12 protein-coding genes and 1 tRNA gene are annotated in these 14,227 nt (G+C 63.1%); 10 read left to right on the plus strand and 3 right to left on the minus strand.

What is annotated here, in order from left to right; all coding sequences use genetic code 11:
- Positions 1 to 39: 39 nt before the first annotated feature.
- On the plus strand, positions 40 to 3,111 hold the full coding sequence (locus NDO48_RS14015; protein ID WP_018427897.1) for an efflux RND transporter permease subunit: 3,072 nt from the start codon (positions 40 to 42) through the stop codon (positions 3,109 to 3,111).
- Between the two features lie 11 nt (positions 3,112 to 3,122).
- Here NDO48_RS14015 and NDO48_RS14020 read toward each other — a convergent pair whose 3' ends face one another.
- Positions 3,123 to 3,800 carry a DUF2161 domain-containing phosphodiesterase gene (locus NDO48_RS14020; protein ID WP_018427896.1) on the minus strand — a complete coding sequence of 226 codons (678 nt, stop codon included), beginning with the start codon at positions 3,798 to 3,800 and terminating at the stop codon, positions 3,123 to 3,125.
- 136 nt (positions 3,801 to 3,936) lie between these two features.
- Between NDO48_RS14020 and NDO48_RS14025 the strand changes: the two genes are divergently transcribed.
- Positions 3,937 to 4,512, plus strand: coding sequence for an isochorismatase family protein (locus tag NDO48_RS14025; RefSeq protein WP_245262160.1), 576 nt, complete (start codon positions 3,937 to 3,939; stop codon positions 4,510 to 4,512).
- 8 nt (positions 4,513 to 4,520) lie between these two features.
- Here the strand turns inward: NDO48_RS14025 and NDO48_RS14030 are convergent.
- Positions 4,521 to 4,610 (minus strand) — tRNA-Ser (locus NDO48_RS14030).
- A gap of 297 nt (positions 4,611 to 4,907) precedes the next feature.
- Here NDO48_RS14030 and NDO48_RS14035 point away from each other — a divergent pair.
- The 7 genes from NDO48_RS14035 (at position 4,908) to NDO48_RS14065 (ending at position 12,640) form a co-directional block, all read left to right on the plus strand.
- Positions 4,908 to 6,200, plus strand: coding sequence for a septal ring lytic transglycosylase RlpA family protein (locus tag NDO48_RS14035; protein WP_018427894.1), 1,293 nt, complete (start codon positions 4,908 to 4,910; stop codon positions 6,198 to 6,200).
- A gap of 202 nt (positions 6,201 to 6,402) precedes the next feature.
- Positions 6,403 to 7,569: a D-alanyl-D-alanine carboxypeptidase family protein gene (locus tag NDO48_RS14040; protein WP_026227184.1), complete on the plus strand. Its 1,167-nt coding sequence runs from the start codon at positions 6,403 to 6,405 to the stop codon at positions 7,567 to 7,569.
- A 104-nt stretch (positions 7,570 to 7,673) separates the two neighbouring features.
- Positions 7,674 to 8,345: a dTMP kinase gene (tmk, locus tag NDO48_RS14045; protein WP_018427891.1), complete on the plus strand. Its 672-nt coding sequence runs from the start codon at positions 7,674 to 7,676 to the stop codon at positions 8,343 to 8,345.
- Positions 8,342 to 9,397, plus strand: a complete 1,056-nt coding sequence (locus NDO48_RS14050; protein WP_267321675.1) for a DNA polymerase III subunit delta' — start codon at positions 8,342 to 8,344, stop codon at positions 9,395 to 9,397. Before tmk ends, NDO48_RS14050 begins: the two co-directional genes overlap by 4 nt.
- Positions 9,398 to 9,480: 83 nt before the next feature.
- The gene (metG, locus tag NDO48_RS14055) at positions 9,481 to 11,022 is read left to right on the plus strand and encodes a methionine--tRNA ligase (protein WP_026227183.1); all 1,542 of its coding nucleotides are present in this window, start codon (positions 9,481 to 9,483) and stop codon (positions 11,020 to 11,022) included.
- A 12-nt stretch (positions 11,023 to 11,034) separates the two neighbouring features.
- Positions 11,035 to 11,817, plus strand: a complete 783-nt coding sequence (locus tag NDO48_RS14060) for a TatD family hydrolase (RefSeq protein WP_018427888.1) — start codon at positions 11,035 to 11,037, stop codon at positions 11,815 to 11,817.
- A 4-nt stretch (positions 11,818 to 11,821) separates the two neighbouring features.
- Positions 11,822 to 12,640, plus strand: a complete 819-nt coding sequence (locus NDO48_RS14065) for an MBL fold metallo-hydrolase (RefSeq protein WP_026227182.1) — start codon at positions 11,822 to 11,824, stop codon at positions 12,638 to 12,640.
- 224 nt (positions 12,641 to 12,864) lie between these two features.
- Here the strand turns inward: NDO48_RS14065 and NDO48_RS14070 are convergent, their stop codons facing one another.
- Complete coding sequence (locus NDO48_RS14070; protein ID WP_026227181.1) at positions 12,865 to 13,353, minus strand: RidA family protein; 489 nt, start codon at positions 13,351 to 13,353, stop codon at positions 12,865 to 12,867.
- 178 nt (positions 13,354 to 13,531) lie between these two features.
- On the opposite strand from NDO48_RS14070, the gene NDO48_RS14075 reads away from it, so the two are divergent.
- Positions 13,532 to 14,215, plus strand: coding sequence for a TetR/AcrR family transcriptional regulator C-terminal domain-containing protein (locus NDO48_RS14075; protein WP_026227180.1), 684 nt, complete (start codon positions 13,532 to 13,534; stop codon positions 14,213 to 14,215).
- Positions 14,216 to 14,227 lie beyond the last annotated feature (12 nt).

Here is a 14,227-nt window from a genome sequence, read left to right on the forward strand (position 1 = left end):
CCGACAAAGCGTTAGCAAGCAAGAGCGCAGCAGGTCGCGATGAACTTCACCGACATCTTCATCCGCCGTCCGGTCCTGGCGATGGTCGTCAGCCTGGCCATCCTGGTGCTGGGCCTGAGGGCCATAGGCTCGCTGCCGGTCCTGCAATATCCCCGCACGGAGAACACCGTCGTCACCGTCACCACGACCTATTACGGCGCCGACCCCGATGTGATCGCCGGCTTCATCGCCACACCGCTGGAGAACGCCATCGCCCAGGCGAACGGCATCGACTACATGAGCTCGACCAGCCAATCCGGCGTCAACATCATCACCATCTATCTCCGCCTCAACTACGATGCCGACAAGGCGCTGACCGAAATCAGCACCAAGGTCGCATCCGTCATCAACCAGCTGCCGTCAGGCACGCAGCAGCCGGTGCTGAGCGTCAAGGTCGGCCAGACCATCGACGCCATGTATATGGGCTTCGACAGCGAGGTGCTGCCGCGCAACAAGATCACCGACTATCTGGCCCGCGTGGTGCAGCCAAAGCTGCAGGCGGTGCCGGGGGTGCAGACGGCGGAAATCCTCGGCGGCCAGAATTTCGCGCTGCGCGCCTGGCTCGATCCGGCAAAGCTTGCCGCCTTCGGCCTTACGGCAACCGACGTTTCCAACGCGCTCATGCAGAACGACTATATTGCCGGCCTTGGCGCCACCAAGGGCCAGATGGTGCAGGTCAACCTGACCGCCTCCACCAGCCTGCATACGGCTGAACAATTCGCCGACCTGGTGATCAAGCAGGTGAATGGCGCGGTGGTGCGGCTGAAGGACGTGGCCAATGTCACGCTCGGGGCCGACGATTATGAATCGCAGGTGGGGTTCGACGGCAAGCAGGCGGTCTATATCGGCATCCAGGTTGCGCCGGGGGCCAACCTGCTCGATGTCATCGCCGGCGTCCGCAAGGAGTTTCCCGGCATCCAGGAGCAGCAGCCGGAAGGCCTGCGCGGCCAGATCGTCTATGATTCCACCGATTTCGTGAACAGCTCGATCAGCGAGGTGATCTGGACGCTCGGCGAGGCACTGATCATCGTCACGCTGGTCATTTTTGCGTTCCTGGGATCGCTGCGTTCGGTGCTGATTCCGACTGTCGCCATACCGCTGTCGCTGATCGGCGCCTTCGTGCTGATGCTGGCGCTCGGGTTTTCCATCAACCTGCTGACGCTGCTCGCCCTGGTGCTGGCCATCGGCCTGGTCGTCGACGACGCCATCATCGTGGTCGAAAACGTCAACCGACATCTGGATGAGGGGTTGCAGCCCATGCCGGCTGCGATCATGGCGGCACGGGAGCTGGGCGGACCGATCATCGCCATGACGGTCGTGCTGATCGCTGTCTATGTGCCGATCGGCTTCCAGGGCGGCCTGACCGGTGCACTGTTCACCGAATTCGCCTTCACGCTGGTCGGCGCGGTGACCGTGTCGGCCATTGTCGCACTGACGCTGTCTCCGATGATGTGTTCGCGCATCCTCAAGCCACGCAACCGCAAAAATCCGGGGGTGCAGCAGCGCCTGTCGGATTTCATCGACCGCAGTTTCGAACGCGTCTGCAACAGATACGAGCGCTGGCTGGGCGGCAGCCTGAACTATCTTTCCGTCACCATGACCTTTGCGTTCATAGTGCTCGGCAGCATCTATTTCCTCTATGCCGGGGCCAAGAGCGAATTGGCTCCACAGGAAGACCAGGGCGTCATCATCGCCTCGTCGACGGCGGCGCCGAACGCCACGCTACAGCAGAAGCTGCTCTACACCCGACAGGTCTACCAGACATTCGCGCAACACCCTGAGACTGCGCATGTGTTTCAGATCGACGCGCCGGGCGTCGCCATTGGCGGCATGGTGTTCACGCCCTGGGATCAGCGCACCCAGACGACGAACCAGCTGCAGCCGGTGGTGCAGAACGAACTCAACAAGATTGCCGGCGCCCGGGTGGCGGCGTTCCAGCTGCCGCCGCTGCCGGGCGGGCAGGGGTTGCCCATTCAGTTCGTGCTGGCCACCACCGAGCCGTTCAGCCGCCTCAATGAGGTCGCACAGACTTTTCTCCAGGACGCGCTGAAGAGCGGCATGTTCATCTTCCTCGACACCGACCTTAAGATCGATAATCCGCAGTCGGTCGTGCAGATCGATCGCGACAAGGCTGCCCAGCTTGGCCTGAAGATGAGCGACGTTGGTGCAGCGCTCGGCTCGATGCTGGGCGGCGGCTATGTCAATTATTTCAGCCTCGACAACCGCTCCTACAAGGTCATCCCGCAGGTCCAGCAGCGCAGCCGGCTCAACACCGAGCAACTGATGAACTACTATGTCGGCACGGTGAACGGCGTTCCGATCCCGCTGTCGTCGGTCGCGACCATCACCACCAAGACCATTCCGGAATCGATCAACCATTTCCAGCAGCTGAACAGCGCCGTCATACAGGGCGTGGCCATGCCCGGCGTTGCCCAGGCGGACGCCCTGAAATTCCTGCAGGATTTGGCCAAGCGCACGCTGCCGCAGGGCTATTCGGTCGATTATGGCGGCCTGTCGCGGCAATACATTCAGGAATCGTCCGGGTTTATCACGACGTTCGGATTTGCCCTCATCATCATCTATCTCGCGCTTGCGGCACTGTTCGAGAGCTTCCGCGACCCCATCATCATCCTGGTGTCGGTGCCGATGTCGATTGCCGGCGCGCTCATCTTCATCAGCGTCGGCATCGGCGGCGCCAGTCTCAACATCTACACCGAGGTCGGGCTGGTGACGCTGATGGGGCTGATCAGCAAGCACGGCATACTGATCGTCGAGTTCGCCAATGCGCTGCAGCAGGAGGGCAAGACCAAGCGCGAGGCGATCGAACAGGCCTGCGGCATCCGGTTGCGGCCTATCCTGATGACCACGGCCGCCATGGTGCTGGGCGTGATCCCGCTGATCATCGCCACGGGCGCCGGAGCCGTGTCGCGCTTCAACATGGGGCTGGTGATCGCAAGTGGGCTCTCCATCGGCACGCTGTTCACGCTGTTCGTGGTGCCGGCGGTCTATATGCTGATCGCCGCCGACCATTCGAAACACGCCGAGGCAGGGGAGGCCGTAGAGGCCAGCTGACGACCCGCCTGCTAGCTCTCGGCAGCAACTGCCGGAGCGGCCTGCGGCCAGCGCAAAAGGGCTTCGCGCCCGACATCGGTCAGGTCGTAGATGCCCCGGTCGACGCGTGCGAACCAGCCGTAGACATTGTCGAGCAGGATCTTGGGCGCACGTCCGACATCAGGCGTCAGGTCACGCGGACGTTTTGGCCCGTCGGAAAGGGCAGCCGCGCATTTCAGCGCGTCCTGGCGATAGGCCGTCATGATCGGCGCGCGCGTGCTGCCGCCTCGCACCGGGTCGCCTTGACGGCGACGATGTTCGTTGACCAGCCGCGAACGCCGCTTCGGGTCGCGCCTGGGGGCTGGAGCATCGGGGCTTATCAGCACCTCGACGCGCCCGTCGTCGAAGACGCCGAGCAGGCCGAAGCCGAGCCTGCGGCAGAGATTGCGGAAGCGCCTGTCACCTTCGCGGCCCTTGCCGCGCGGCGACATGCGGGCCGCCAGCCAGACCTCGTCGGCTGCCGCGGCACGGTCGACGCCCTGGAGGATGAGCTCGAGATTGAACTGCAGCTTGAGCTCGCAGACCACGACGATGGGTGGCGCCTCCGCGCTCAAGGCCAGCAGGTCGCAGCCGCCGATCTCGCCCTTGACCGAAAAGCCAAGGTCCTCGAGGAAGCGTTTGACCGGGGCATATAGCGCCGTTTCGAGCAATCTTTATCTCCAGCTGCAGGCTTTGATTCCCGTCTGTAGCGTATCCATATGCTGCGGACATTTCTCGGCAAATGGATCGACTACACCAATGGCGAAAAAGCAGGCGGCTCTTCAAACCACAGTCGATGCCCTAATCGTGATCGACGTTCAGAGGGCCTTCGTGACCGGTGCGGATGCGGTGCCCGACCACGCCCGGCTGCTGCCTACGATCGCGGTTCTTGTCGAAAAGGCACGGTCGGCCGGGGCGCCGGTGATCTTTCTCCAGAATGACGGCGCCGACGGAATGGTCGACGAGCCACATCAGCCGGGCTGGGCCCTCTACTTCGAGCCAAGACCTGGAGAGGCGGTCGTGCGCAAGACAATGGACGACGGCTTCGAGCATACCGATCTCGAGGACATCCTGACCCGCGCAGGTGTGCGCGATGTCGCGATCTCGGGCGTGCTGTCTGAAATGTGCGTGGCGGCGACGGCCAGGTCCGCAATCGAACGCGGCTATGGCGTGCTCCTGCCGCACGATGCGCATGCCACCTACGACGTCCCTGCCGGGCCTGGGTCGGACAGGGTCCCCGCCGCCATGGCTGCGCGTGCTGCCGAATGGTCGCTCGGCGACGAAATCCGGATTTGTGCGACGGCAAGCGAGGTTCGCTTCGTGGCACATGCTCAAGGCATTGCTGCAGCGACTGCGCGAGGCCAGGACGGAGTGGGGAGCTAAAAGGCACCTGGCGGAGGGAGTGGGATTCGAACCCACGGAGAACTTGCGCCCTCGACGGTTTTCAAGACCGTTGCCTTAAACCACTCGGCCATCCCTCCACGGTGCAGGGCGCATATGCGGCGCCCGAACCTTGGTGGCGCGCTTGTAGCGCTCGCATGCGCTTGCCGTCAACGTGTTCGATGCAATCCAAAAGGGCAGGCGATGCCATTCCGCCCGACCACATTTGCGCCACAATCCCGCCCGCTTCGGACCGCATTCGATTAATACGCTGGCAAGCATTTCCTGCGCACATGGGGGATGGGGAAGATGTGCGTAAGAGTTTTTGCATCTTCGGCGCAACGGTCAGCTGATTCGCCGGTCTTGCCCGAGTAGCGTTGGCAGGGGACTTCAGGAACATGCAGCATTCGACGCGGAAGCGCCTCGGTCGCGCAGCCACGATCACGCTCCTTGCTGCGACTGCGGCATTCGTTGCCGGATGCGCCTCAAAGCCGACAGTGACCGCCGGCAAGAAGCGCCCGAAGGAGTATTTTGCCGAGTCCGAATATGGCGTGAAGGCAAGTCCGCGCGTCACAACTGCTATGTCGAACCTGCCGCGCGGCGGTGGTCGCGACCAGACCGGCAAGCCCTACAAAGTGCGCGGCAAGTGGTACTATCCCAAGGAAGACCGGAACTATGCCGCCATGGGTCCGGCATCCTGGTACGGTGATGCCTTCCACGGCCGCCTGACCGCCAATGGCGAAATCTACGACATGACGCACCTGACCGCGGCGCACCCGACCATGCCGCTGCCGAGCTATGCGCGCGTCACCAACACCAAGAACGGCTCGTCGGTGATCGTACGTGTCAACGACCGCGGCCCTTACTCGAACGACCGGGTGATAGATCTTTCCAAGCGCGCCGCCGAAATGCTCGACTATGCCCATAGCGGCACTGCCGACGTGAAGGTGGAATATGTCGGCCGGGCGCCGCTCGACGGCCAGGACGACCGCTATCTGCTGGCTTCCTACAGGCCGGGCAAGGGCGCGAACGATCCGACCAATATCGGCCTGCCTGCGGGCGTGATGGTGGCGATGAACGGCCCGACCCCGAGCGCTGCCGTCGGCAACGCGCCGGCATTCCCGGTGGCGATGGCATCGGTTGTTCCGCTGCCCACAAGCGCTCCCGTCAACACGCTTGCGGCACAGGCAGCCCAGTTCGAGGAGCCGGCCGCTGACATGGCGCCGCAAGGGCAGGGCGTCGTCAACATCGTACTGCCGGAGTTCGGCCCGATCGCACCGGAGCGGCCAGAGGGCATTCACGGCCAGCCGACCCGCATGGCACTCGCAACCCTTGGCTACGCCAGCGAGCGCGTCGCGACAGCCTCGCGTGCCTTTTCGGCGCTCGAAGGCAAGGGCATGTCGTCCAATGACATCGTCGATTCGTGGAAGCGCCTGAACCCCGGCCCGCGCGCCATGAATGAAAACGCCGAGCCTTACGTCTCTGCAGGCACCTTCGAGAGCGATGAAGAGGCCCGGCGCGTCGCCAAGGCGCTTTCAGCCTATGGCCGGATCGCCGTCGACCACACCGAATTCGATGGCAAGACCTGGTATTCGGTCGACCTCTATCCGAACAAGGCGACCTCGCTTGACGCGGCGCTGAAGGCGGCATGGTCGCATGGCGCGCCCGACGCCTTCGCCGTTCACGATTAGAATAGGGCGCCCGCGTGGACGCTCCAAATTACTCGCTCGGCACATCGCATTTGCCGAAAATCGTCGGTGGTTTTCGGGCCGATGTGCCAAGCGGCTCGGCAACTGTGGCTATCTGCCCGGCCACAGTTGATCCGATCAGTTGAAGCCTGATAGGCTCGCTTAGCTCGACCGGAAGACGGGTTCGAACGGGGCAGTTTCCTCCATGACTTCAAGAATTTCAGTGCCGCTTGCTCTTTTGGCCGGCCTGTTTGCAGCCATCGCCATGTCGGCTCCGGCAGGCGCGCAGCTGTTTGAGACCAAAGCGCCCCAAGCCTACATGATCGATGCCGAGACCGGCACCGTGCTGTTCTCCAAGGATCCCGACAAACCGATCTCGCCCGCGTCGCTGGCCAAGCTGATGACGATGGAAGTGGTGTTCAACGCGGTGAAGTCAGGCCGCTACAGCCTCGATGACACCTTTGCCGTCAGCGAGAACGCCTGGCGCACAGGTGGTGCTGCCTCCCGTGCCTCGACCATGTTTGCCGCGGTGCGCTCGCAAATCCGCATCGAGGACCTGATCAAGGGCGTGACGGTGCAGCTCGCCAATGACGGCTGCATCATCCTGGCCGAGGGCATGGCCGGGTCGGAGGCCAATTTCGCCCAGCAGATGACGGAGCGGGCGCGCGAGATCGGGTTGGAAAAATCGACCTTCGTCAATTCGACCGGCCTGCCGGCACCGGGCCAGACGACTTCGGTGCGCGAGCTTGCCGAACTCGGCCTGCACCTCTGGCGCACCTATCCCGATTTCTACCAGTATTATTCGCTGCCGGAGTTTACCTGGAACAAGATCCTGCAGCGCAACCGCAACCCGCTGATTGCCATGGGCTTCGGCGCCGACGGCCTGGCCACCGGCTTCACCGAGGGAGAGGGATTCGCCATCGTCGGCTCGACCAACAGCGGCGGCCGACGGCTGTTTGCGGCGATGTCGGGCATGGCCAGCGACCGCGAACGCTCGGAAGAAGCGCGCAAGCTGCTCGACTGGGGCATGCGCGCCTTCGAGAAGACCCAGATTTTTGCCCAGGACGAGACGGTCGGCGAGGCGCAGGTGTTCGGCGGCACCAAGTCGCATGTGCAGCTTGTGGCGCAGAAGCCCATCGCCATCTTCCTGCCCATCACCAACAGGGAGCGGCTGGTGGCGCGCGTCGTCTATGACGGGCCGATATCGGCGCCGATCGACAAGGGCACGCCCGTCGGCAAGCTGAAGGTGTGGATTGGCGACACGCTCAGCCAGGAGACGCCGCTCTACGCCGCCGAATCCGTCGGCGTCGGTTCGTTGCAGAGCAGGGCATTCGATGCGGTCAAGGAACTCGCCATAGGCTGGCTGCGATAGTGCGGGTGGACCTTTAGACCTCACGACGCTAGATCATCGGCAGACACATAAGCTGCGGCGAGCCGGTCGTTTCGACCGGATGCCGCAGATGGAAAGGCATCGGAGTGGCGCGCGGCTTCTTCATCACATTCGAGGGCGGCGAGGGGGCAGGCAAGTCGACCCAGATCGAGCGTCTGGCCGCCAAGCTGCGCGACAAGCGCTACGACATCATCGTCACCCGCGAGCCCGGTGGATCGCCCGGCGCCGAAGCTGTGCGTCATGTGCTGTTGTCGGGCGCTGCCGAACCCTTCGGCCCCGAAATGGAGGCGCTGCTTTTTGCCGCCGCCCGCTCTGATCATGTCGAGCAGGTCATCCGCCCTGCGGTCGAACGCGGCGCCATCGTGCTGTGCGACCGCTTCCTCGATTCCTCGCGCGTCTACCAGGGCGTAACGGGCAATCTCGATCCCGATTTCATGGCGGCCGTCGAGCGCGTAGCGATCAACGGCATGATGCCCGACATGACGCTGATCCTCGATCTCGACCCGGCGGAAGGGCTGAGGCGGGCCACGGCGCGTCGCGGCGCAGACATCGCCGACCGGTTCGAGAAGGAAACACTCGAAATCCACCAACGGCGGCGCGATGCCTATCTGGCCATCGCCGCAAGCGAACCAGAGCGCTGCGTGGTGATCGATGCGGCGCAGACGCCCGAGAATGTGGAGAACGCCATCACAGCGGCGGTGTTTGCCGGACTGGAGCAGCGTGCGGCAAGCAGCGACCGGGCGAGGGCGGACGCCTGATGTTCGAACGCATCGCACCCGAACAGCACGACACCCTCGACGGCGTACCGGAGCCAGCAGAGAACCCGCATCTCTATGGTCACGAACAGGCTGTCTCGATGCTGACTGCAGCCTATCGCGCCGGCAAGCTGCCGCATGCGCTGATCTTCGCCGGACCGGTCGGCATCGGCAAGGCGACGCTCGCCTTTCATCTCGCCAGCTACCTGCTGCGCCATCCTGACCATCGCAACGCGCCCGAGGCGTTCGTCGCGCCGGATCCGGGCTCGGCGCAGTTCCGTCAGGTCGCATCGGGCGCCCATCCTGGTGTGCTGCACCTGACGCGGCCGCAGAACGACAAGACCAAGGGTTTCAAGACGGTTGTGACCGTCGATGAGATCCGCAAGGTCTCGCGTTTCCTGTCGATGACCTCGCATGACGGCAGCTACAGGGTCGTGATCGTCGACCCGGCCGACGACATGAACGTCAATGCCGCCAATGCCTTGCTGAAGAACCTTGAAGAGCCGCCGGCGCGCACGCTGTTCATCCTGATCGTGCATGCGCCGGGCAACCTTTTGCCCACCATCCGATCGCGTTGCCAGACGATCCGGCTGACGCCGCTCGACGATGCGAGCCTTTTGTCGGCTTTGGCCGGCACCGATCAGCCAGCGCCCGACGAGCCGCAAGCGCGGGCAGCACTTGTCGAACGGGCAGGGGGGAGCGTGCGCGGCGCGATCCTGCTGACCCAGTATGGCGGCCTTGATATCGCCGATGCGCTCGACAAGGCGGTGTCGGGCGGGCGCACCGGGATAGCCGACGCACACAAGCTCGCCGACGTGGTTGCCGGACGCGACAGCGCCATCCAGTTCGAGATCTTCAACCGCCGGGCGCTGGACCTGCTCGCCGAAAGCGCGGCGGATGCTGCGCGCAGCTCCGAGTTGGCCCGGGCCAATGCTCTGGCTGACGCTTGGCAGGACGCGCAGAACGCGATATCTGAGACCGAGACCTACAATCTCGACAAGAAGCAGCACGTACTGGCCATGATCGACCGCTTGAATGCCGCAATGCGAATGTGACGCTCGTCCGCCGGGTGGCAATCGGCCGCCCGATGCGTTATCTGACCCGCGACCATTTCATTCTGCATTCAGGACGGCCTCCCATGTCCCGCGAAAAATTCTACATCACGACCGCAATCTCTTATCCGAACGGCAAGCCCCATATCGGCCATGCCTATGAGTTGATCGCCACCGACGCACTCGCCCGCTTCCAGCGCCATGACGGCAAGGACGTCTTCTTCCTGACGGGCACCGACGAGCACGGCATCAAGATGCTGCAGACGGCCAATCGCGAGGGCATCACCGCTCGCGAACTGGCTGATCGTAACTCGAATGAATTCAAGAAGATGGCGACGCTTCTCAATGCGTCGAACGATGATTTCATCCGCACCACGGAAGAGCGCCACTACGCCGCCTCCCAGGCGATCTGGAAGGCGATGGCCGACAGGGGCGACATCTACAAGAGCAGCTATGCCGGCTGGTACTCGGTGCGCGACGAAGCCTATTACGGCGAGGAAGAGACCGAACTCCGTCCCGACAATGTTCGCTACGGGCCGCAGGGCACGCCGGTCGAATGGGTCGAGGAGGAGAGCTACTTTTTCCGTTTGTCGGCCTACCAGGACAAGCTGCTGGCGCTCTATGACAGCCAGCCCGACTTCATCGGCCCCAACGAGCGCCGTAACGAGGTGGCTAGCTTTGTCCGCTCCGGCCTGAAGGACCTGTCGATCTCGCGCACGACATTCGACTGGGGCGTGCCGGTGCCCGGTGACGACAAGCATGTCATGTATGTCTGGGTCGACGCGCTCACCAACTACATCACCGCTCTTGGCTATCCCGACACCAGCGCCGAGAAGTGGGCCTACTGGCCTGCCGTGCACATTATCGGCAAGGACATCGTGCGCTTCCATGCCGTCTACTGGCCGGCTTTCCTGATGTCGGCGGGCATCGAGTTGCCCAAGCGGGTGTTCGGCCACGGCTTCCTGTTCAACCGCGGCGAGAAGATGTCGAAGTCGCTTGGCAATGTCGTCGATCCGTTCAGCATGGTCGAGCATTACGGCCTCGACCAGGTGCGCTACTTCCTGCTGCGCGAGGTTCCGTTCGGCCAGGACGGCAGCTACAGCCATGAGGCGATCGTCAACCGCACCAATGCCGATCTCGCCAACGATCTCGGCAATTTGGCGCAGCGCTCGCTGTCGATGATCGGCAAGAACTGCAACGGCGTGGTGCCGCAGCGCGGCGAGCTGACCGACGCCGACAAGGCGATCCTCGACCAGGCCACTGCGGCGCTGGCGACGGCGCGCAAGGCGATGGCGGAGCAGGGGATCCATCATGCCCTCGCTGCGATCTTCGCCGTGGTGGCCGAGGCCAACCGCTACTTCGCGGCACAGGAGCCGTGGGCGCTGAAGAAGACCGATCCGGCGCGCATGGAGACAGTGTTGTGGACCACCGCCGAGGTGATCCGCCGCGTCGGCATCATGTGCCAGCCCTTCATCCCGGCATCGGCGTCCAAGCTGCTCGACCTGCTTGATGTGAACGAACGCGACTTCGTCCATGTCGACGAGAAGCATGCGCTGGTTCCGGGGGCGGCTCTGCCGGCGCCACAGCCGGTGTTCCCGCGCTATGTCGAACAGGCTACCGAAGGCTGAGGCAGTCGAAAGATGCTTGTCGACAGTCATTGCCACCTCGATTTTCCCGACTTCGCCGAGGAGCGCGCGGCCATTGTCGCGCGCGCCAAGGCAGCAGGTGTCGAGCGCATGGTCACCATCTCGACGCGGGTGAAGCGCTTTGCGCAAATCATTGCTATCGCTGAAGAATTCGACGAAGTCTTTTGCTCGGTCGGCACCCATCCGCACAATGCCGATGAAGAACTCGACGTGACTTCGGACGAACTCGTTCGTCTGTCGCAGCACCCGAAGGTGGTGGCGATCGGCGAGGCGGGGCTCGACTATTTCTACGACAAGGCGCCTCGCGAGGCCCAGGCCAGGGGCCTGCGCACGCACATCGCGGCTGCCCGCGAGACGGGATTGCCGCTGGTGATCCATGCCCGTAGCGCCGACGAGGACATGGCTGCGATCCTGACCGAAGAGACGGGGAAGGGCGCCTTCCCCTTCATCCTGCACTGCTTCTCCTCGGGGGCGGATCTGGCGCGTGTCGGCGTCGAGCTTGGAGGCTATGTGTCCTTCTCTGGCATCGTGACCTTCAAGAACTCGGCCGAGTTGCGCGACATCGCCAGGCAGGTTCCGCACGATCGTCTCCTGGTCGAGACGGACGCGCCTTACCTTGCGCCCATCCCGTTCAGGGGAAAGCGCAACGAGCCGGCCTATGTCGCCAACACGGCCGCCGTGCTGGGCGAAACCATCGGTGTCAGCGCCCAAGAGATCGCCGACATCACCACGGCCAACTTCTTCCGGCTGTTTACCAAGATGCCAAGGCCGGCCTGACGCCATGGCGGATACGCTGCGCCTCACGATTTTAGGTTGCGGCTCTTCGCCGGGCACGCCGCGCATCACCGGTGACTGGGGCGCATGCGACCCTGCCAATCCCAGGAACAGGCGCACGCGCGCGGCCGCCATGGTCGAGCGTATTTCGGCCAGTGGCACGACACGCGTCGTCATCGATACCGGCCCGGATTTCCGCGCCCAGATGCTGGCTGCCGATGTCAGGCACATCGATGCGGTGGTCTACACGCATCCGCATGCCGACCATATCCATGGCATCGACGACATCAGAGGCTATGTGCTCGAGCGCGGCAGCCTGATCGACATCTGGGCCGACGACTTCACGCTCGGCCGGCTCAAACAGGCGTTCGGATATTGCCTCGAAACGCCACCCGGAAGCTCGTATCCGCCGATCGTGCGGCCGAGCATTATCGAGCACGACAAGGCGTTTTCAGTGGAAGGAGAGGGCGGTCCCCTCACCTTTTTGCCGCTGCCGCAGATCCACGGCGACATCATTTCGCTCGGCTTCCGCATCGGCCCGATTGCCTATTGCTCCGACGTCAGCGACTTCCCGAAGACTACGGCTGCGCTGATGGACGGCCTGGAACTGCTGGTGGTCGATGCGCTGCAATACAGGCCACATGTGAGCCATTTGTCGCTGTCGGAAGCGCTTGATTGGATCGAGCGCCTGAAGCCCAGGCAAGCGGTGCTCACGCACATGCATGTGCCGCTGGATTACGACACGGTTCTGGCAGAGACGCCTGACAACGTCGTGCCGGCATATGACGGCATGGTCATCGATGTGCCTTTGATTCCAGCACCGTAGCCGCTGGCGTGAATGTCCGCTGCGAGCGTTGGCCCAGCGATTGAGCTAGGCGAAGACAAAGCCAGGTGCTGCGCTTAAAGCCCGCATCTCTGCTGCCGCAATCGCATCAATAAGTTCCATAATCTATCTTATGCGACCTTCCGGCAATGCCGGATGGGCGAAGCATCTGACCCGATTGCATACCTCTTTCGGTTCGCACAATCGGTCCGGCTCCGCCCGCCCCGTCAGTCAAGCACGACCACGGCCTCCACCTCGAACAGCATGGGATCAACGGCGAGCTTGGGAACCGGCACCAGAGTCTGTGCCGGCAGCGTCTCGCCGAACATTTCCTTGACGTTCTGGGTCAGCACCCCAAGCTTGGACATATCGTGGTCGACAACGAAGACCGTCAGCTTGGCGACCTGATCCGGTTTGGCGCCGATACCGTCGAGCGCAGCGCCGAGGTTTGCGTAAGCCTGTTTGACCTGAACGGCAAAGTCCGGCGACAAGGCTCCCGTGGCGTCCTGGCCGCCTTGTCCGGAGATGTAGGCCACTCGTGCCCCAACCGGCACGATGACGGCCGTGCTGTAGCCGTTCGGTGTCGGGTCGTAGAGGTTGTTCGGGTTGACGACGGTCAGCTTGCGGTCATTCGCGTTGGCTGTCGTTGCGGTGGTAACTCCGATGGCCATTGTGACCAAGCCTCCAACAAGCAGTTTCATAATTGGGTGTGACATGATTTCTCTCGGGCTCGCGGACTGCAGGCGGCATGCCTCTCTGTCCGTTTCAACCTATCTTGCGCAAATGCTCATACGCCGTACGAGTCGATTCATGGTATGGCGTACGAGATGATTGTTCAAGGCCGCTTTTCATGGCATTGCTGGTGCCGATGCACCGAACTGCAAGGAAATGCGCATGACAGCCAAAGCCAGTGGCCGCAAACGATCCCGAAGGGCTGGCGAACAGACGTCGCCGGAACCGGGTAGCGAACCGCCGCTGTCCAGGGAGCGTATCGTGGCGGTCGCAGTACAACTGCTCGACGACCAGGGGATCGACGGCTTGTCGATGCGCAGGCTCGCCGAACGCCTCGGCTCGGGTGTGATGAGCCTGTACTGGCACGTCGACAACAAGGAGGTCGTCCTGGACCTGGCCCTCGACAAGGTGCTCGAAAAAAGCGGATTGCCGCATGTCTGCGCGTCACAGGACTGGCGTGGCGAAGTCGTCTTCATGCTCGAGGAATGGCGCGCCATCATGCTGCGCCATCCGTGGTCGGCATCGCTGCTGCCGCGCCGCGTGCTCGGCCAGAACATGCTCGGTCGCCTGGAGCGACTGGGCAGGACCTTGTCCAGAGCCGGGGTCGCCGACGCGGATATGAATGCGGCGATATGGTCACTCTGGAACTATGTGATGGGCGCCACCCTCACCCGTGCGAGCTTCGATGTCTCGGAGGAAGACAGAGCAGCCGCGCAACTGCGCCTTGCAGGTCTCAGCGAACCATACCCGACAATAGAACGCTCCCGGCTGCTGTTGGACAATGATTGGGACGGTGCTTTCGAAAAAGGCCTTGGTTTCCTGCTGGACGGACTCTCTCCAGGATAGGACTATGGCTCG

Origin of the sequence: Aminobacter sp. MET-1 (assembly GCF_026521175.1) — a bacterium.
In the GTDB taxonomy this organism is placed as follows: Bacteria; Pseudomonadota; Alphaproteobacteria; order Rhizobiales; family Rhizobiaceae; genus Aminobacter.